This is a genomic window from Actinoplanes sp. CA-131856 (assembly GCF_050956135.1).
Lineage (GTDB): Bacteria > Actinomycetota > Actinomycetes > Mycobacteriales > Micromonosporaceae > Actinoplanes.
Genome location: NZ_CP191849.1, coordinates 1,930,910 through 1,949,504 on the forward strand (window position 1 = coordinate 1,930,910; position 18,595 = coordinate 1,949,504).

The following is an 18,595-nucleotide window of genomic DNA, read 5'->3' on the forward strand; positions in this document are numbered from 1 at the left end:
CTCAGGAGCGTGAGTGAACGGATCACTGTCCGTGATCGTACAGACGCGGATCGGGGTGGCGGCGTAGGAAAAGCGGAGGGCTTCCGGTGCGTCGCGGCGTGCCGTCCGTGCGTTGCGCGTGCCCGGTCGCGGACGCGGAGCCTGCGCTGAGGGACGTCCGAGATGGAGCTTCGATGCGGGACGCCGACTCCGGCCAGGAAAACGACAACGCGACCAAGGGCACCGCCGACGCCGAGGTGCAGGGTGAGTTCGAGGATGGTGAGCTCTCCCTGCCGTACTGGCTGACCAGCACCGAAGAGGCGGCCAACACCTCCTTCTGGCAGATGCTCAAACGGCTGCCGCGCCTGCTGCGGGACGCTTGGCTGCTCGCCTGGCGGGCCGACAGGCGTACCACCGCGGCTCTTCTCGTCCTTCAGATCGCGGCCGGCGTGGCCAGCGCGGTCGGGATGATCAGCGTCGTCGGGGTGTTCGACGGGCTTCTTCAGGACGTACCGACGCCGGATCGCGTGCGTGCCGCCGTGCCCTCGCTGCTCCTCGTGGTCGGCGCCGCCGCCGTTCGTGGCGCCCTGACCTCGGCGGCGGCCGCGGCCAACGGGCGGCTGGCGCCGAAGGTCTACCAGGCGGCCGAGATGCGGCTGCTGACGCTGACCACCCGGGTCGAGCTGTCCACATTCGACAACGCCGAGTGGCGCGACGCCATGGAACGGGCCCGCGACCGGGGCATCCCGGCCGCCGAACAGCTGGTCAACCGGGCCATCGACCTGGTCACCAACCTGACCGGGCTGATCGCGGCGGCCGGTGTGCTCGCCGTGCTGCACCCGATTCTGCTGCCGCTGCTGGTGCTGGCCGTCGTGCCGATCGGGTGGGCGGCCGTACGGTCGGCGCGGCTCGGGCACCGGCGCATGCTGCGGCTGATCGCCGTGTGGCGCCGGCAGCGGATGCTGGCCGAACTGCTCGCGGCGCGGGAACCGGCGCCGGAGCTGCGGGCCTTCACGCTGCGCACGTTCCTGCTGGGCGAGGTGCGGCGGCTGCTGGCGATCTCCACCAAGGAGGAGATCCGGGTGTCCGTGCTCCAGGTGCGGGCCACCCTGCTCGGCACGATCCTCAGCGGGCTGGCCACCGCGTTCGCGTACGTCGTCCTGCTCTGGCTGCTCTGGACCGGGCGCATGGAACTGGCGGCCGGCGGCGCGGCGGCGTACGCCATCAATATGGGCATCGGCAAGCTCAGCGAGATCGCCTTCTCGGCCAACCGGGTCTTCGATCAGGGCCTTTACTTCGCCGACTTCCAGGGCTTCTGCGAACTGTCGCGCTCGCGGGCCGAGCCCGCCCCGGGCGGCGTGGCGCCGCCCTCCTTCCAGGAGATCTCGCTGCAGGCGGTCACCTTTCGCTATCCGGACGCCGACCATCCAGCCGTACGGGATGTCAGCCTCACGCTGCGCCGCGGTGAGGTGATCGCCCTGGTCGGCGAGAACGGCTCGGGCAAGTCGACGCTGGCGACGCTGCTGGCCGGGCTGCACCGGCCGCAGCAGGGCCGGATCCTCTGGGACGGCGTCGACGCCGAGCGCCTCGACCCGGACTCGGTGCGGGAACAGGTGGCCGTGGTCATGCAGGAGCCGACCCGGTGGCCGCTGTCGGCCCGGGCCAACATCACGATCGGCCGCCACGACCGGGCCGTCTCGATGCCGGAGGTGCGGGCGGCCGCCGGCGCCGGCAACGCTCACGACTTCGTGATGGAGCTCTCCCGGCAGTACGAGACGTTGCTGTCCCGCCATTTCATCGACGGCGCCGACCTGTCGGGCGGCCAGTGGCAGCGGCTGGCGGTGAGCCGGGCCTTCTTCCGCGACGCGCCCCTGCTGATCTGCGACGAGCCCACGGCCAACCTCGACGCCCGGGCCGAGCACGACGTCTACCAGCGGTTGCGGGAGCTGGCCGAGGGCCGCACGGTCGTCCTGATCACCCACCGGATGGCGAGCGTGCGCGAGGCTGACCGCATCTACGTCCTCGACCACGGCACGATCGTCGAGCAGGGGGATCACGAGGAGCTGATGGCGGCCGACGGCATCTACGCCCAGATGTTCACGTTGCAGGCCAGCGCGTACCAAATGGCCTGATCGCTTTTTCTCCCGCGGCCATGGCACGCTAGTCCTATGGATCCGATAGGCGTGGTGGTCGTGGGCGCGGTGCTGCTGATCGGCGTCGTGGTCGGTCTGTGGCGGCGCCGCACCGAGGGCCGCTTCCGCGACGTCGCCCCGGCCGGTCTTCGCCCGGAAGTTGGTGGCCGGCTCGCGCTCGCGGAGACTGGAGGAGTGAGCGGCGCGCCGGAACGGCGCGTGGTGCCGGATGCGAAGGAGCCAGGCGTGATCGAGGAGACCAGCGCCGGCCCGAGCGCGGACGGCGCCCGGCTCGACCCGGAGCTGCTGCGCGAGCTCGGCGTCGAGGCGGCCCAGGCGACGCTGTTGCAGTTCTCGTCGGCGTTCTGCGCCCCCTGCCGGGCCGTGCGACGGGTCAGCTCGGAGGTCGCGGCGATGGTCCCGGGGGTACGGCACGTCGAGGTGGACGCGGAGAGCCATCTGGAGGCCGTGCGGGCGCTGGGCATCTGGCGCACCCCGACCCTTCTGGTGCTCGACGCCGAGGGCCGGATCACCAAGCGGGCTACAGGCGTACCGGGAAAGCCGCAGTTGATCGCCGCTCTGGGTGCCGTGCTCTGACCCCCGCCAGCGCCCGCCCTCCCAAGGGGGCCCCCGTCCTGCTCCAGTCTGACGCGAAACGCAAGATCGCGCTTGGCGCCCTGTGGACAACCCGACGGCCTGTGGACAACTCACGTTCTCAGGATCCCGTGGTCTCGGCCAGCTCCGGGGAACGCACGACCGGAGTGGGATCGACGCGCGGGCGGGTCAAGCGGCGCGTGCCCGGCACCAGGAACTGGGTTGCGGCCGACAGGAAGAGCACGGCCGCGCACACGGTCAGGACGGGCGACGTGCCGTACTTGGCCGAGAGCGGGCCGGCCAGCACGTTGCCGATCGGCATGGCGATGAACGACGTCAAGTAGTCCCAGGACGAGACGCGGCCCAGCATGCGCTGCGGCACCTGGTCCTGGATGGCCGTCTCCCAGGCGACGTCGAAGAAGATCAGGCCCGCGTAGCCCACGATCGCGCCCGCGATCACCGCTGTCAGTTCGGCCGGCCAGACGTACGCCAAGGCCCACAGCGGCATGAGCAGCAGCGTCAGCCAGCCCGCCCGGAGCAGGCGGCGCGGCTTGAAGCGCAACGCGATGGCCGCGCCGATGACGCCGCCCAGGCCCTCGGCGGCCGCGATGAAGCCGGCCGCTGACGGGCCGCCCAGGCGTTCGATGGCGACCACCTGCACTAGGACCAGGATGACGCCGTTGGCGATGTGGTAGACGGTCGCGCCGAACAGGCCGAACATCAGCCAGTCACGCTTGCGGATCTCGCGCCAGCCGTCGCCCAGCTCGCTGATCATCGAGGCGCGGGGGCCCCGCTCGGCCCGGACCCGCAGCAGCAGGGCGGCGATGGTCGAGGCCAGGAAGCTGAGCGCGTTGACCGTGAAGCCGGCCGAGGCGCCGAACGCGGCCACCGTGACGCCGCCGAGGGCGGGGCCGGCCACCTGGCTGCCGGTCTGGAGCATGCTGATCGTGGCGTTGGCCGACTGGCGCTTCTCGACCGGGACCAGCAAGGGCCGCAGCGCACCGAAGGCCGGGTCGAAGAAGCTGGCCGCCCCGGTCGAGATCGCGGCCAGCGCGCAGAGCAGCCACAGGTGATATCCGCCGCTGAAGAACATGACGGCCATCGCACCCGCGGCGACCATCCGGATCAGGTCGGAGGCGACCATGACGCGCTGCGGCTGGAGGCGGTCGGCCCACACCCCGCCGAACAGCGTGCAGACCAGCCGGGCCACGATCGACGCCGCCATCACCAGGCCGAGGTCGCCGGGCCCGCCGCCGGCTTTGACCACCGCGACGGCGAGCGCCACGGTCTGGAACCCGTTTCCGATCCAGGACAGGGTCAGGCCGCTGACCAGCAGCCGAAAGTCGGAGATCCGTCGCATGGAACGGGACGGTAGTTCACCGTCGAACTATTAGCAATTGAAAAGTAAGATGGAGGATAGAGTGGGCGGCATGACGGCGGAGCGGGACAGCGTGGATCAGCACGTGGCTCGGTGGGCGGCCTTCTGGAAGGACGAGCCGGCGTTCGCTCCTGAGATCGAGGGCGCGCTGGTGCGGATGAACTACATCCAGCGCGAGGCCCGGCGGGCCGACTCGGCGGCCTTCGCGGAGTCCAAGGAGCTCACCTTCGAGGACTACAAGACCCTGCACGTGCTGATGATCCAGCCGTGGCCGGTCGAGGCCACCCCGGCTCAGCTGGCCGAGGCGTCGGCCGTCACCCGGGCCGCGATGACCAGCCGGCTCGACCGGCTCGTGGCGGCCGAGCTGGTCACCCGGCAGCACGACGACACGGACCGGCGGCGGGTGATCATCAGGCCCACGGCGGCCGGGCGGGCGGCCTGGAGCAAGTACATCTTCGAGGGCATGGAGCGCGACCGGAAGCTGCTGGGCGCGCTCTCGCACGAGGAATTGATCCAGCTCAACGGCCTTCTCCGGAAGGTTCTGCTCGACCTCGAAAGTTGATCGGAAAAGTGGGTGATGCTATTCACCTACGGCTGGACGGGAAAAGGGTGCCAAGCTTCGGGTCATGGAGCTCGATCCCCGCGGCCAGCGGTTCGCGGCCGCACTGACCAGCGTCGTTCTCGTCGTCGTGCTGGCGACCGGGTGGGGATGGCTGGCGCTCGTCCAGACGGTGATCTTCGCGGTCACCGCCGCCGACCCGCGGCGCGGCCCTTGGTCGTACGTCTATCGCGCCTTGGTGTTGCCCCGGATCGGCCCGCCTAGGGAGCGGGAGCCGATCGCGCCCGTGCGATTTGCCCAGTTAGTCGGATTTAGCTTTTTGGCTGTCGCGAGTGTCGGCTACCTCACAGGGGTGACCGCGCTGGGCGTCGTCTTCACGGCCTTCGGCCTGCTCGCGGCCTTCCTCAACGCAGCCTTCGGCCTGTGCCTGGGCTGCGAGATGTACCTGGCGATGCGGCGCGTCAGAGCATAAAAGCCCGGCGGGGGAACCGGGCTCCATACAAACCGGGGATCAGAACTTCGGGGCGTCCGGAGCCTCGAGCAGGCCCAGCCGCAGCGCCGTCATCAGCGCCTGCGCCCGGTTGGCCGCGCCCAGCTTCTCGTACAGCTTCGAGATGTGGGTCTTGGCGGTCGACTCGGAGACGAACAGCTGCTTGGCGATGCCGGCCACGCTCATGCCGTCGGCCAGCAGGCGCAGCACCTGGCCCTCACGCGGGGACAGCTGCGGGCCGGACGGGGCCAGGCGGCGCTTCATGGCCTCGGCCAGGTCGGCCGCGGTGAACGCGCTCGGCGCCGAGGCGGCGTGCCGGGCGGCCGCCACGACCTCGTCGGCCGGCGCCGTCTTGGGGACGAACGCGCTGGCGCCCGCCTCGAGAGCGCCGAAGAGCTGGTCGTCACCCGCGTACATGGTGAGGACGACGATGCCCATGTTGGCGTTGTTCTTGCGGAGGGCCTTGGTGGCCTCGAGACCGCTGCCGTCGGGCAGGCGGAGGTCCATGATCACGACGTCCGGCTGCAGAGCACCGGCCTGGCGGACCGCCTCGGCGGCCGTGGCCGCCTCACCCACGACCTCGAACTGACGGTCGCGCTCGAATGCGTGTCGCAGCCCCTTACGAATCAAGTCATGATCGTCAACAAGGAGGACCTTGGTGCGCGTCGTCGGCGCCGGACTGGTCGACATGCTCGGGTTACTCCCCTTCTGGAGCGGAAACGCTATCCCGCACGCTATCGCGCCTGGCCGGAGAACCGAGCACTACGGCAACGGTTGTCCCGCTGGGGTGTCGCGGCGTGATCTTGAGTCGGCCCCGGATCCGTTCCGCCCGCTCGGCCATGATGGTCAGACCATAACGACCGTCCGGGCGGTCGTCCGCGAAACCCCGTCCGTCGTCGGAGACCTCGATCTCGGCGTACGGGGGGTCGACGGTGCAGGTAACCCACAGATTAGAGGCTCCGGCGTGCTTGCGCGCGTTGGTGATCGCCTCCTGGGCGATACGCAGCAGTTCGGCCTCGGTCGCGGCGGGCAGCCGGGCCGTCGATTCGTCGAAGGTGAAGTGCACCCGCAGACCGGCCGACGTGCCCAGCGTCCGGGCGTACTCGGCGATCGCGGCGGCCAGGCCGCCGTTGCGGTCCACCTCGGAACGCAGCTCGAACAGGCTCAGCCGCAGCTCGGTGATCACCCGCGTCACCTCGCTGCGCAGCGAGCGCAGCTCCTCGGCCGTCTCGTCGGCCCCCTCGGGCAGTGTGGCCTGCGCGTTGTCGATGCCGTAGCCGACCATGACGAGCTCCTGCGCGACCCCGTCGTGGATCTCGCGGGCGAGCCGCTGACGCTCCTCATTGGTGGCCAGCGACCGCACGTCGTCGAAGAGAAGGGCGGCTTCCAGCCGTAGGGCGGCGGGGTCGGTCACCCAGGTGACTTCACTGACGACGCTTGAGGGGTACGCGTTCGCGACATCCGTCTCGAGGATGACGAGCCCGATCGTCCGCACTCCGGCCACCAGAGGCACGACCAGCGAGGAGGTGTCGCCTTTACGACCGGAGCGGGCCTGTGACCGGTTGGCGGTCATCGGCTGCTGGGTGGCCCACGCGTCGGCGATGGCCGAGTCGGCGTCGAGCGTCGTCTCCCAGTCGACCCGCTCGGCGCCGGTCTGCGCCAGCACGACGAGCCGTCCGCCGCCGCTGGCCGACAGCACGGCCGACCGGTCGGACGGGGTGACCAGCCGGAGCTCCTCGAGCAGGTGCTCGGAGATGCCACCGGGGTCGAGGGTGGCGCCGGGAAGCGAACGGGCCACGCTGCGCAGCTGGGTCAGCAGGCGGGTGGCCTCGGCGTACGGCTGCGGGGTCGGCTCTGTCGGCTGCATCAGCTGGCGCATGGTGTCGGCCGCGAACGTGATGATCGCCCCGAGCACGAGCCACTGACCACCGGCCGCGAGGAAGCCCGGCTGGGTGATCGGGCTGACCTCACCGATCAGGGTGCCGCCGACCACGAGCGAGACGGCGGCGACACCGAGCAGGGCGGCGCCCTCGGTGGGGCGGCGGCGAAGGGCGGCGGTCAAGAGCGGGACCGTGAGGTACGGCAACACGACCTCGGCGCCGAAGCCGGCGTCCAAAGTGCCGTGCGCGTCGGCGGCGGCCGCGATCGAGCCGGCGGCCAGCCCGGTGATCGTGACCTCGGCGAACCGCCCGAGCGGCGCGAAGAGCCGATGATCGGGGGAGAGGAAGGCGGGGAGGGCGGCCACCGCGAGCAGGGCTATCCAGCCGAGCTGGCGAACCTCGCCGGTGGCGATCAGGGTGAGCGCCGCGACCAGCGCGAGCATGACGATGCGCGCGGCCACCGCAAGCGGTTGGACGCGCGCGGAGACGCTGGCTAGGACCGGCACCTGACGGATGGTAGTCGCCCCGGCCCGGGGCGGCTCGTGGCCCGGGCGCGTCGCCGTTCGTGGCCCGGGCGCGTCGCCGTTCGTGGCGCGGGCCGGTCGCCGTTCGTGGCGCGGGCCCGTCGCCGGGAATGTCGTACCGAGCGGGTAGCCTCCCGTGCATGGCGGACACCTCGACGCAGTCGATCCAGGTCCATGCGCCCCTCGACCGCGTGGCCGCGGTGATCAGCGACTTCCCGCGCTACCCCGAGTGGGCCGAGGCGATGAAGACGGTGGAGGTCCTCGAGGAGTACGAGGACGGCTACGCGGCCACGGTCCGGTTCGTGATAGACGCCGGGGTGATGGCCGACGACTACACGCTGGAATACGCGTACTCCGACGACCTCTCGCGCATCGAGTGGCACCTGGTCCAGCCCTCGAAGACGCAGAAATCCCAGCGCGGCTCCTATGACCTTGCCGACGGTGGCGACGGCACCACCACGGTGACGTACACACTTGAGGTGGAGCTCTCCATCGGCATGCTCGGCATGTTCCGCCGCAAGGCCGAAAAGATGATCATGGACACGGCGCTGAAGCAGCTCAAGCGCCGCGTCGAGAGCCTCCCGCCGAGCTGAGAGCACCACCCGAGGAGCGCCACATGTCCGGTTCCGCCCGGGAGGAGGCCGAGCGCCTGATCGCCACGGCCCTGGCCGCCCTGTCCAACGCAGTCGGCGCATCCACTCCCGCCGACCCGCCACGCCACTCGCCGGCTCCCTCGCCGGGCGACGCGCCCAGCGCCTCGGCCGGCGAATCCGGCGGCCCGACCAGTGCCTCGGGTGGCGGTTCGGCCGGCGGATTCGGCGGGGGCTCGTCCGGCGGTCTCGGTGGCGGGCCCGATTGGGGACGGCTGGGTAGTGGCCTGGCGTCCGCGATTCGGGTGGCGGGCGATCGTCTCGGTGACCTGGGCGGCCTCGCCGGTGACGAGCGAGCTGCCAACGGTCAGACCGGGACGAAACGGAACGGCGGCGGGCGCTGGGCGACCGGGAGCGCGGAGTGCTGCGTGTGCCCGGTGTGCAAGGCGATCGCGGCGACGCGTGACCCGAGCCCGGTGACGGCGGCGCGCCTCGCGAGCAGCGCGGGGGACATCGCCACCGGCGTGGCCCATCTGATGCGCGCGGTGTCGGCGATGACGGGGGAGAGGCGCCGTCCGCCGGCGCGCCCGGCCCCGAAGGAGACGCGCCCCGGCAACGCCGACCAGACGTGGTCGTCGGCCACCCGTTCGGCGAACGCCCGGAACACGGCGGACAAGGCCTGGGCCGCCGCCACCAACACACAGCCGGCGGCCGCGACGACTGGCGACGCCTGGTCGGCGGCCACGACAGCCGGCGCGGCCACGAACACGCAGCCTTCGGCCACGAACACACAGCCGGCGGCTGCGACGACTGGCGACGCCTGGTCGGCGGCCACGACAGCCGGCACGGCTACGAATACGCAGCCTGCGGGCACGAACACGCAGCCTGCGGGCACGAACGCGCAGCCGGCGGCTGCGACGAGTGGGGATGCCTGGTCGGCGGCCACGACGGCCAGCGCGGCTGCGGCGGCGGCCGAGCACGCGGCCGAGCTCAAGGCTCGCCGGGAAGCGGCCCAGCAGGCGGCGGCCGAGGCTGCCCGCCGGGTCGCCGAGGCGGCCGAGCAGGCGCGGGCCCGCCGCGACGCTGAGGCCGCTCGGGAAGCCGCGAGCCAGGGCGCGAGCGCGGGGTCTGATGGTTCTGGGCCGAGCGCGGGTGCGGAGTCCGGTGGTGCCGGGTCTGGCAGTTCCGGGACGAGCGCGGGCGCCGGGTCTGGCAGTTCCGGGACGAGCGCGGGCGCCGGGTCTGGCAGTTCCGGGACGAGTGCGGGCGCCGGGTCTGGCAGTTCCGGGACGAGTGCGGGCGTCGGGTCTGGCAGTTCTGGGACGAGTGCGGGTGCCGGGTCTGGTGGCGCTGGCTCGGGTGCGGGCGCTGGGTCGGGCGGCGCCGTGGGCGATGCGGGCGTGGGAGACGGTGGGGGCGGTGAGCGCGGTCGCGACGAGACCGGCGACACTGCGCGTGGGGTGGGGCGGGGGAGCCGTACACCTCGAAGGTTTGATGTGTGGGCCGCGGCCACCGCGGATGCGGGTGTTGCCGACGTGGCGCCGAGTGCGACGGTGGATCATGATGTGGCGGGTGCGGAAGCGCCCTCGGACAGTGGGACCCGTGACGCCCTCGACGGTGGCGCGGAGTGATGGGACAGAGGGGACGGGCAGCGTGACGCTGACCATCGGAGTCGACGTCGGCGGCACCAAGGTTGCCGGTGGGGTGGTCGACGAGCACGGGACCGTGTTGGCTTCGAACCGCCGGGACACGCCCGCCGAGGACCCGGCCGGCACCCGGGACACGATCGTCGAGGTCGCCGCCGAGCTGGCCGCCGCCTATCCGGACGCCACCGCCATCGGCATCGGCGCCGCCGCCTGGATCGACGCGGCCGGCTCGACAGTGCTGTTCGCGCCGAACCTGGCCTGGCGTGACGAGCCTCTTCGCGACTACGTGAGCAAGGCCGTCGGCCTGCCCACCGTTCTCGAGAACGACGCCAACGTGGCCGCCTGGGCCGAGTTCCGGTTCGGTGTCGCCCGGCACGCCGACGACTCCATGGTGATGATCACCGTGGGGACCGGCATCGGCGGCGGCATCGTCCTCAACGGCAAGCTGTGGCGCGGCGCCAACGGCATCGCGGCCGAGCTCGGCCACATCCAGTCCGTGCCCGACGGCCACCCCTGCGGTTGCGGCCGGCTCGGCTGCCTCGAGCAGTACGCCAGCGGCAACGCCCTCGTCCGCTTCGCCCGGGCCGGTGCCCGGCAGGAGCCCGAACGGGCCGCCCAGCTGCTCGAACTGGCCGGCGGCGACGCCCTCGCGATCACCGGGCGGCAGATCACCGAGGCCGCGCGGGCCGGCGACGGCGTCGCCCGCGACGCCTTCGGCCAGATCGGCTACTGGCTCGGCGTCGCCATGGCCGACCTCGCGCAGAGCTTCGACCCGCAGATCCTCGTGGTCGGCGGTGGCGTGGTCGACGCCGGTGACCTGCTCATGACGCCGACCCTCACCACCTATCACGACCAGCTCAAACAGCGCGGCCGCTTCCCGGTCGCCGAGCTGCACGCGGCCGAGACCGGCAACACCGCCGGCATCCTCGGCGCCGCCGACCTGGCCCGGCGTCCCTGACCTCATGGCCGGGCCCGCGCTGCGCGTCATCAGCTACAACGTTCACGGCCTGAAGGACGACCGGGGCGCCCTCGTCGATCTGATCCGCGAGCTCGCCCCGGACGTCCTGGTCGTGCAGGAGGCGCCGCGGCGTTTCCGCTGGCGGCACCGCTGCGCCGCGCTGGCCGACGACCTCGGCATGGTGGTGGCCGCCGGCGGCCTGCCCGCCCTGGGCAACCTGCTGCTGGTCAACCTGCGGGTGCGGGTGCTCGACACGTGGGTGATGCGCTATCCGCTCACCCCGGGCCGGCACCTGCGCGGCGCCGTCTTCGCCCGCGGGTCGGTGCGCGGCGGCACCTTCACCGTCGCCGGCTCCCACCTGGCCACCGACCCGGCCGAGCGGCCCACCCAGGCCGCCCTCTGGAAAGAGGCCCTCACGGCCGTCGACGGCCCCCTGATCGCCGCGGCTGATCTCAACGAGGGCCCGGGTGGTGGCGCCTGGCGTACGGTCGAGGACGGTCTTGTCTCCTCGGCCGACAACCGGCCCACCTTCCCGGCCACCGTGCCCGCGCGGCGCATCGACGGCCTGTTCGTGAGCCCCGACATAGCCATCGACAAGTACGAGATCGTCGAGAACGACCGGGCCCGCCGCGCGAGTGATCATCTTCCGGTCGTCGCGGACCTGGTTCTGCCTTCCGGGTAGGCCCGTCGGTCTGGCAATATCTCGGCCGTGCCCGACACAGAGATCGCCGATCGTCGAGACGCCGTCTGCGTCGTCGGTGCCGGCGCCAGCGGCCTGGCCGCCGTCAAAAGCCTGCGTGAGCAGGGCTTCGAGGTCGACTGCTACGAGCGGGAGACGGCCGTGGGCGGCGCCTGGAACTGGCGTCACGACCGCAGCCCGGTCTACGCCGGCACCCACCTGATCTCGTCGCGGCCGCTCACCGAGTTCCCCGACTTCCCGATGCCCGACACGTGGCCCGACTATCCGCACCACAGCCAGGTGCTGTCCTATCTGGAGCGTTACGCCGAGCACTTCGAGGTCACCGGCGACGTCTGGTTCGGCACCGAGGTGGTCCAGGCCGTGCCGGTGGGTGACGGGCGCTGGGACGTGACGACCAGGTCGACCGGCGGCGGGTCCGAGGAGCGGGTTCAGAGGTACGCCGGACTGGTCGTGGCCAACGGCCATAACTGGTCTCCCGCCAAACCCGCGATCCCGGGTGACTTCCGTGGTCAGGTGATCCATGCGGCGGCGTACAAGGACCCGGCCCAGATCCGCAGCAAAAAGGTGCTGGTCATCGGTGGTGGCAACACCGGCTGCGACATCGCGGTCGAGGCGGCCCAGCAGGCCACGACGGTCTGGCATTCCACGCGGCGTGGTTACTGGCTGGCGCCGAAATACGTCCTCGGGCGCCCGGCCGACCAGGTCAACGACCGTCTGTCGAGATTCAAAATTCCTTGGCGCGTACGCCAGTGGCTGTACCGCCGCGTCCTGACCCTCACGGTCGGCGACCTGACGCGGTACGGCCTGCGGGCCCCCGACCACAAGCCGTACGAGAGCCACCCGGTGGTCAACAGCCAGCTCCCGTACTACCTGGGCCACGGCCGCATCACCCCGGTGCCGGACGTGACGGAGTTCGACGGCAAGGGGGTGGTTCTGGCCGACGGCACCACTATCGAACCCGACCTGGTGATCACGGCGACCGGCTACCGCCCGCGCTTCGACTTCCTCGACCCGGACCTGATCGACACCGACGCGGCCGGCCGCCCCGACCTGCATCTGCACGCGTTCGCCCGCAAGCACCCGACGCTGGCGGTGATCGGCCTCCTCCAGGCTGACGCGGGCCTGTTCCCGCTGGCCCATTGGCAGAGTGTCGCGGTGGCCCGTTGGCTGCGCCTGCGCCTCGAAGACCCGGCCCGAGCGGCCGCAGTGCAGCAGAAGGAGTCGGCCCGCCCGTTGGCGTCGTGGTCGCGCCGTCGCATGGTGCCGTCCCGCCGTCATTGGTTCGAGGTCGACCACATCGACTACCTCCGGGCCGTGGACGGCCTCCTGCGCGAGATGGAGCCCGCGTGATGCTGGAGTTGGGCCCGATCCGCCTGAAGGACTGGACGTCTCCCGTGGTGCCCCACGCGCGAGAGGTTCTGTCGCGCTTCCCGGAGGGCACTGATGGCGGTAAATCGGTAAATATCCTTTTTGTGCCCGGGAGTGGGGGCGGGCGCGGGCTGCGAAGTGGGGGCGGGCGCGGGCTTTGGAGTTGGCTCGGTGGACACGCGACCCGGCGGGCCGGTGAAGCTGCGCGAGGTGGCGAGGGACTCGACAGCGCTGGCGCGGTGGGGCTTCGCGGTGGCGGCGAGGGACACGACAGTGCTGGCGCTGTGGGGCTTCGCGGTGGCGGCCGTGGCGATGCGGGCCGGGCTGGGCGCGATGGGGCTGGGCGCGGTGAGGTGGGGGCTTCGGCGTTTGTGGAGCACTGGGTGCCTCGGGCTGTGGGGCGGGGATATGCGGCGCATGTTCTCGTGCCGCGGCCCGGTGGAGGGCTTCGCGAGCATGTGCACGATGTCGTTCAGGTGGCGGCGTCTCTTTCGACCCGTGTGGTTCTGGTGGGGCACGGTGACGGGGCGCGCGTCGTGGCGTACGTCATGGGGCGTTATCCGGCGAAAGCCGGTGTTCTGGTCTGTCCGGTCTTTAAGGACAAAATGGTGCCTCCGCGTGTGGGGCGGGCCTCTGTGCTGGTGGCGGGGAGTCCCGATGACCGTGTTGTCGGGGTGAAGGCGCTTGATCGTGTGGCGGCTCTCTACGGGACCGCGCCGTTGCTCTTTCCGGGCATGGGCCATGACCTGATGCTCGGCGAGGACGGGGCCGAGCCGATCGACGCCGTTCTCGACTGGCTCGAGAAGGAGAGCGTCGTCAAGTAGTCCTGCGCCCACGCGTGGATGTCGTGGACCGTCAAGTAGTGGCGCATCGCCGCCATCCTGCGCGCCAGGTCGGCGGGGGCGGCGCTCATCGCGTGCAGCAACGTCTCCTTCAGGCCGTCCACGTCGTGCGGGTTGACCTGGAAAGCGTCCTCCAGCTCGGCCGCCGCGCCGGCGAACTCGCTCAGCACCAGGGCGCCGCTGTCGTCGCGGCGGGCCGCCACGAACTCCTTGGCGACCAGGTTCATGCCGTCGCGCAGCGGGGTCACCACCATCACGTCGGCCGTCTGGTAGAGGGCGGCCAGGTCGGCCCGGTCGAACGGCTGGTTCAGATAGTGGATGGCCGGCTCGCCGACCCGTCCGTACTCACCGTTGATGCGGCCCACCTCGCGTTCGATGCGGTCGCGCAGGCCACGGTACGTCTCCACGCGCTCCCGGCTCGGCACCGCCACCTGCACCATCACCGTGTCGCGGACCTTCACCCGGCCGTCGCGCAACAGCTCCGAATAGGCCGTCAGGCGATGCTCGATGCCCTTCGTGTAGTCGAGGCGGTCGACGCTGAGCAGCACCTTCTTCGGCGATCCGAGATCGTGCCGCAACTGCTTGGCGAGATTGATGACGTACGGCCGAGCGGACAGCGACCGCATCTCGGCCACATCGATCGACACCGGGAACGCTCCGGTACGTACGACCCGGTCCTCAAGGACTATCGCGTCGTCCGCGCCCTCCGCGCCCAGCAGTTTCGCCGCCAGCTGGGCCACGTTGTGTGCCGCCTGCGGGCGCTGGAAGCCGACCAGGTCGGCCCCGAGCATGCCGCGCAGCAGCTCGACCCGGCGGGGGAGCTGCATGAACAGCTCGGGCGGCGGGAACGGCACGTGCAGGAAGAAGCCGATGAGCAGGTCGGGGCGCAGCTCCCGGAGCAGCTGCGGCACCAGCTGCAAGTGATAGTCCTGCACCCAGACCGTGGCCCCGGGCTCGGCCACCTCGGCCGCCGCCTCGGCGAACCGGCGGTTGACCGCTCGGTACGTCTCCCACCAGCCGCGATCGAAGACCGGCGGCTCCACCGCGTCGTGATAGAGCGGCCACAGCGTCGAGTTGGCGAAGCCCTCGTAGTAGCCGCGCGTCTCGTCCTCGTCCAGGGCCATCGGGCGCAGCCGCAGGGTGCCCAGATCGGGCAGGGGGCGAGCCTCGCCGACCGTTCCGTCCCAGCCCACCCAGGTCGCCGACGTCTGCTGGAGGATCGCGTGCAGCGCGCCGGCCAGGCCGCCGGGACTTCGGCGCCACTCGCACGCCCCGTCCGGGGCGGCGCTGTCATCGAGCGGAAGACGGTTGGCGACGACGACCAGCGAGCTCTGGCGCATCACCGAAGGTTACCGGACGACTACCAACGATCTATAGGGACGGTGGTCTATACAACAGCGCCGTCGTCGTAGTCGTCGTCCTCGTCGTCACCGGACCGCAGCCGCCAGACCAACATCACGGCGCCCGAGACGATGGCGGCGAAGCCCAGCACCGTCACGTAGTCGCGGTCGATCGGCAGCAGGCGCGGGAACAGGAAGAGCACGAAACCGACGACCACACCGAGGACGCCGAACACCGCGTACTTCGAGATCTTCGGCAGCGGCGGGGGAGGAGGCGGCGTGTACCGCTCGTCCTCGTCATCGTCGTCCGGGTTGTCGGGCAGGTCGTCGAGACCCTCGAGCACCGACGGGTCGGGCTTGTCGGTGCGCCGCCGGTTCAGCGAGACGCCGGAGAAGTCGGCCGCCGACTGGAGCCCGCCCAGGCGCGGCGGCTCCTTGGGCGGCGCGTCGATGCCCTCGGCGTCGGGCCAGGGGGCCGCGGTCGGATCGACAGTCGTGTGGAAGCCGGCCACGATCTTGGCCCACTCGGCCTCGATGTCGGGCTCGGCGGTCGGGTCCTCGGGCGGGGTCGGCAGGGCGCCGCCGGTCACCTTGTGCAGATGTTCGCGGGCCGTGTCGAGGTGGGCCCGGTCGACGAAGAGCCGGTCGGTCGGCCGCGCGGGCAGCGTGGTGGCGCGAAGAATCGGATTGAGATCGGCCGTCGGCTGCAGATAAGCAGCGATGCCACCGGCGGCCAGCACATCCAAGAGGTGCTCACCGACGCGCGGATCCACGTCGCCCGCGGCCGCATAGTCGGCCGCGTCGAGACCGTTGTCCCGCCGCCCGCGGCGAGCCCCACCCGCTGTCACCCTGCAACACTCCCTCGCCCCGACCGTGCCTTGAATGGTGACACGACATGGACCGGTTGCGGGAGTGCGTTGTGGCGCGCCGTCCCGCTTCGTACGCTTCCTCTGCGCCCGGATGTCCCGGTCGTCCGAGAAAGGACCCCCGTGTTCTACGCACTACTCAAGTACGTGGTTCTCGGACCGCTTCTCAAGTTGCTCTTCCGCCCCGACGTGCGCGGCCTGTCCCACCTGCCCCGGAACGGCCCGGTGATCCTGGCCTGCAACCACCTGTCGTTCTCCGACTCGATCTTCACACCCCTCGTGGTCGATCGCAGGGTGACCTTCGTCGCCAAAGCCGAATACTTCACCGGCAAGGGGATCAAAGGCTGGCTCATGCGGCAGTTCTTCGCGGGCACGGGGACGATCCCGGTCGACCGTTCCGGTGGCAAGGCCGCCCAGGCGGCCCTGGAAACCCTGCTGAGAGTGCTGCGGGAGGGCGGAATCGCGGGCATCTATCCCGAGGGCACCCGGTCGCCCGACGGGCGCCTCTACCGCGGCAAGACGGGTGTGGCCCGGCTCGCACTGGAGAGCGGCGCCCCGGTCGTGCCGGTCGCGCTGCTGAACACCGACGAGATCCAGCCCACCGGCACCCTCATGCCCAAGATCCAGCGGGTACGCCTGCGCTTCGGCGCCCCGCTCGACTTCTCCCGCTACGCCCCGTCGAAGGGCGACCGCTTCGTCGAGCGAGCCATCACCGACGAGATCATGTACGAGCTGATGGCCCTATCAGGCCGCGAGTACGTAGACGTATATGCGGCCAGCCTGAAGACCTCGATCGAGGCCCCGAAGCGCGACCAGAGTCGCACTGCGCCCGTCGGTGTCGAGGGCTCCGAAAAAGGCTAGGCGCAGCCGAGGCCTTTTTCGGCGCCCTCGACACCGACCTCGTGGGGCGCAGTGCCCGCCGAGCGAAGCGAGGCCAGCCAGCTCAGCTCAGCTCAGCATCCCCGCGCGGCGCCGGAGTGCGGGGAGGTCGGTGACCACGATGCGGCGGCCCTCGGTGCGCAGCCAGCCCCGGCTGGCGAACGAGCCGATGGCCTGGTTGACGCTCTGACGCGAGCCGCCCGCCATCTCGGCCAGCTGGCTCTGGTTGAGCTCGATCGTGATCATCGGGGCCTGACTCTCGCCGGCCAGGCGGACCAGGGTCTTGGCGACCCGTCCGGGCAGGTCGAGGAAGACGTGGTCGGTGTTCTGCTCGGTGAGCCGGCGGATCAGCGCGCCCACCGACCGCATGACCGCGTCCAGGATGCGCGGGTTGGAGTGCACGAGATCCATGAAGGCGGCCCGCGACAGGGTCAGCGCCTGGCAGTCCTCGATCGCCTCGGCCGACGTGCTGCGGGTCGAGGCGTCCAAGAGGGACACTTCGCCGAGTACGCCCGGAGGCCGCACCACGGTCAGGACGGCCCGCTCGCCGGTCGGCGCCGTGCGGAAGATGGCCACCGCGCCCCGCCTCAGAATGATCAGCGATTCGCCCGGATCGTTCTCGACGAAGAGGATCTGTCCTTTGCGGTACGTCCGTGGCACAGCGGCCGCGATCACTCGCTGGCGGACGTCCGGCTCGAGCCCGGCGAACATGTCGACGCCGGTCAGCGCGTCGCCGTTGTCCGGCATGCGATTGTCCACGGCGTCATCCCACCCCCGGTGGGACCGCGTGTGTTGCGAGCGGCCGAATCGCGCCGCCCCCCGGCGCGAACGATCACTCTTAGCACAGAGCCACCCACCGGCGCCATTTCTGCGCACGTGTGCCCGCGAGCGCCTCATAGGATCATGTCGCGCCGGTCGCTATCTGTAAACCTCTCAATTGCGAACGGTGAGCGACGGACAGTGTGCCCGTCTGATTTCGTCAATCTGCACTGATAATCCCGCCGTGCCGGATGACGAGCTTCTTGCATCGACGCTGAGGGCCCAGTGGCATCTGGTCCCCGCCGAGATCACCGCCCTCCCGGACGTGCTCATGTCACACGGATGGGAGGTGACGGCCGGATCGGAGCGGTACGTCGTCCGGCTCACCGAGACCGGCTGCCGCCAGCCGGTCGAGGCCGGCCTGGCCGCCGCCGAGCATCTGCGCGGCCGTGACATCGCGGCCGGCGAGCCGGTGCGCACCCTGTCCGGCGGCCTCACCGCGCAGACCCCCGACGGCGCCTTCGCCGTGCTGCGCCGGGTGCCCGGCCGCCGCCTGGACGGGGCCGACCCGATCGACCAGCAGTTCTGGGGCGACCGGCTCGGCGCCGCCCACCGGGCGCTGCAGGGTTTTCACCATCCGGGCCTGCGGCCGTGGCAGCTGCTCGACCCCGACGCCCCGCACCTGGCCGCCGAGCCCTGGCTGCGGGGCGTGGTCCTCGACGCGGTCACGGCGGCCACGCGGGTCACGGTCACCGACCGGTTGACGTACGGGGTGCTGCACGGCGATCCGGCCCCGGACGTCTTCGTGGTCGATCCGGGCACCGGCCGCGCCGGGCTGCTCGACTGCGGGGCGAGCGGTCTCGGGCCGCTCGTCTACGACGTGGCCGCCGCCGTGGCGTACGCCGGAGGGCTCGCGCAAGCCGCCGAGCTGATCGACGGTTACGCCGCGGCCGGTCCCGTCGGGGCCGACGAGCTGTACGCCGTACTCCCCGTTCTTCTGAAGTTGCGGTGGGCCGTTCAGGCCGACCGGGCCGTACGTCTCGGTCTGCCCGAGACCCTGCAGAAGGCAAAAGCCGCCCTCGACGCCATGAGCGGGTGACGGTGGTGGAGG

Annotated in this window: 17 protein-coding genes and 1 pseudogene; 11 read left to right on the forward strand and 7 right to left on the reverse strand. The window is 71.2% G+C overall.

Annotated elements, in window-relative coordinates; genetic code table 11:
* Window positions 1–173: 173 nt before the first annotated feature.
* Window positions 174–2,111: an ABC transporter ATP-binding protein gene (locus ACQP2X_RS09340; protein WP_498695775.1), complete on the forward strand. Its 1,938-nt coding sequence runs from the start codon at window positions 174–176 to the stop codon at window positions 2,109–2,111.
* Between the two features lie 36 nt (window positions 2,112–2,147).
* Window positions 2,148–2,708 carry a TlpA family protein disulfide reductase gene (locus ACQP2X_RS09345; protein ID WP_498695776.1) on the forward strand — a complete coding sequence of 187 codons (561 nt, stop codon included), beginning with the start codon at window positions 2,148–2,150 and terminating at the stop codon, window positions 2,706–2,708.
* 118 nt (window positions 2,709–2,826) lie between these two features.
* On the opposite strand, the gene ACQP2X_RS09350 is transcribed toward ACQP2X_RS09345, so the two are convergent.
* The gene (locus ACQP2X_RS09350; RefSeq protein ID WP_498695778.1) at window positions 2,827–4,065 is read right to left on the reverse strand and encodes an MFS transporter; all 1,239 of its coding nucleotides are present in this window, start codon (window positions 4,063–4,065) and stop codon (window positions 2,827–2,829) included.
* Window positions 4,066–4,135: 70 nt separating this feature from the next.
* Between ACQP2X_RS09350 and ACQP2X_RS09355 the strand changes: the two genes are divergently transcribed.
* Window positions 4,136–4,645, forward strand: coding sequence for a MarR family winged helix-turn-helix transcriptional regulator (locus ACQP2X_RS09355; protein ID WP_498695780.1), 510 nt, complete (start codon window positions 4,136–4,138; stop codon window positions 4,643–4,645).
* Window positions 4,646–4,709: 64 nt separating this feature from the next.
* Entirely contained in the window at window positions 4,710–5,114 is a 405-nt protein-coding gene (locus tag ACQP2X_RS09360) for a DUF4395 domain-containing protein (protein WP_498695782.1), read from the forward strand.
* Between the two features lie 39 nt (window positions 5,115–5,153).
* On the opposite strand, the gene ACQP2X_RS09365 is transcribed toward ACQP2X_RS09360, so the two are convergent.
* Together ACQP2X_RS09365 and ACQP2X_RS09370 are read right to left on the reverse strand one after the other, a co-directional pair.
* Window positions 5,154–5,822, reverse strand: coding sequence for a response regulator transcription factor (locus ACQP2X_RS09365; protein ID WP_020512124.1), 669 nt, complete (start codon window positions 5,820–5,822; stop codon window positions 5,154–5,156).
* Between the two features lie 7 nt (window positions 5,823–5,829).
* On the reverse strand, window positions 5,830–7,518 hold the full coding sequence (locus ACQP2X_RS09370) for a sensor histidine kinase (protein ID WP_498695785.1): 1,689 nt from the start codon (window positions 7,516–7,518) through the stop codon (window positions 5,830–5,832).
* A gap of 158 nt (window positions 7,519–7,676) precedes the next feature.
* Here ACQP2X_RS09370 and ACQP2X_RS09375 point away from each other — a divergent pair, with 158 nt between their 5' ends.
* Window positions 7,677–8,129 (forward strand): SRPBCC family protein, encoded by a 453-nt coding sequence (locus tag ACQP2X_RS09375; protein ID WP_498695786.1) that lies wholly within the window; start codon window positions 7,677–7,679, stop codon window positions 8,127–8,129.
* A 364-nt stretch (window positions 8,130–8,493) separates the two neighbouring features.
* On the opposite strand, the gene ACQP2X_RS09380 is transcribed toward ACQP2X_RS09375, so the two are convergent.
* Entirely contained in the window at window positions 8,494–9,120 is a 627-nt protein-coding gene (locus ACQP2X_RS09380; protein WP_498695787.1) for a hypothetical protein, read from the reverse strand.
* A 659-nt stretch (window positions 9,121–9,779) separates the two neighbouring features.
* On the opposite strand from ACQP2X_RS09380, the gene ACQP2X_RS09385 reads away from it, so the two are divergent.
* The 4 genes and pseudogenes from ACQP2X_RS09385 to ACQP2X_RS09400 all read left to right on the forward strand — a co-directional run.
* Complete coding sequence (locus tag ACQP2X_RS09385; RefSeq protein ID WP_498695788.1) at window positions 9,780–10,730, forward strand: ROK family glucokinase; 951 nt, start codon at window positions 9,780–9,782, stop codon at window positions 10,728–10,730.
* A 4-nt stretch (window positions 10,731–10,734) separates the two neighbouring features.
* Window positions 10,735–11,412 (forward strand): endonuclease/exonuclease/phosphatase family protein, encoded by a 678-nt coding sequence (locus tag ACQP2X_RS09390; RefSeq protein ID WP_498695789.1) that lies wholly within the window; start codon window positions 10,735–10,737, stop codon window positions 11,410–11,412.
* 27 nt (window positions 11,413–11,439) lie between these two features.
* The gene (locus ACQP2X_RS09395; protein ID WP_498695791.1) at window positions 11,440–12,780 is read left to right on the forward strand and encodes a flavin-containing monooxygenase; all 1,341 of its coding nucleotides are present in this window, start codon (window positions 11,440–11,442) and stop codon (window positions 12,778–12,780) included.
* A 374-nt stretch (window positions 12,781–13,154) separates the two neighbouring features.
* A pseudogene (locus tag ACQP2X_RS09400) lies at window positions 13,155–13,607 on the forward strand (alpha/beta hydrolase); the annotation flags it as partial.
* Here ACQP2X_RS09400 and ACQP2X_RS09405 read toward each other — a convergent pair.
* Entirely contained in the window at window positions 13,502–14,980 is a 1,479-nt protein-coding gene (locus tag ACQP2X_RS09405; protein ID WP_498695794.1) for an alpha,alpha-trehalose-phosphate synthase (UDP-forming), read from the reverse strand. The pseudogene ACQP2X_RS09400 and the gene ACQP2X_RS09405 sit on opposite strands and share 106 nt — an antisense overlap.
* A gap of 47 nt (window positions 14,981–15,027) precedes the next feature.
* On the reverse strand, window positions 15,028–15,828 hold the full coding sequence (locus ACQP2X_RS09410; protein WP_498695797.1) for a DUF308 domain-containing protein: 801 nt from the start codon (window positions 15,826–15,828) through the stop codon (window positions 15,028–15,030).
* A 141-nt stretch (window positions 15,829–15,969) separates the two neighbouring features.
* Between ACQP2X_RS09410 and ACQP2X_RS09415 the strand changes: the two genes are divergently transcribed.
* Window positions 15,970–16,707, forward strand: a complete 738-nt coding sequence (locus ACQP2X_RS09415; protein ID WP_498695799.1) for a lysophospholipid acyltransferase family protein — start codon at window positions 15,970–15,972, stop codon at window positions 16,705–16,707.
* A gap of 87 nt (window positions 16,708–16,794) precedes the next feature.
* Here the strand turns inward: ACQP2X_RS09415 and ACQP2X_RS09420 are convergent, their stop codons facing one another.
* Entirely contained in the window at window positions 16,795–17,472 is a 678-nt protein-coding gene (locus ACQP2X_RS09420) for a Crp/Fnr family transcriptional regulator (RefSeq protein WP_498700876.1), read from the reverse strand.
* Window positions 17,473–17,728: 256 nt separating this feature from the next.
* Between ACQP2X_RS09420 and ACQP2X_RS09425 the strand changes: the two genes are divergently transcribed.
* Window positions 17,729–18,583 (forward strand): phosphotransferase enzyme family protein, encoded by an 855-nt coding sequence (locus tag ACQP2X_RS09425; protein WP_498695801.1) that lies wholly within the window; start codon window positions 17,729–17,731, stop codon window positions 18,581–18,583.
* Window positions 18,584–18,595 lie beyond the last annotated feature (12 nt).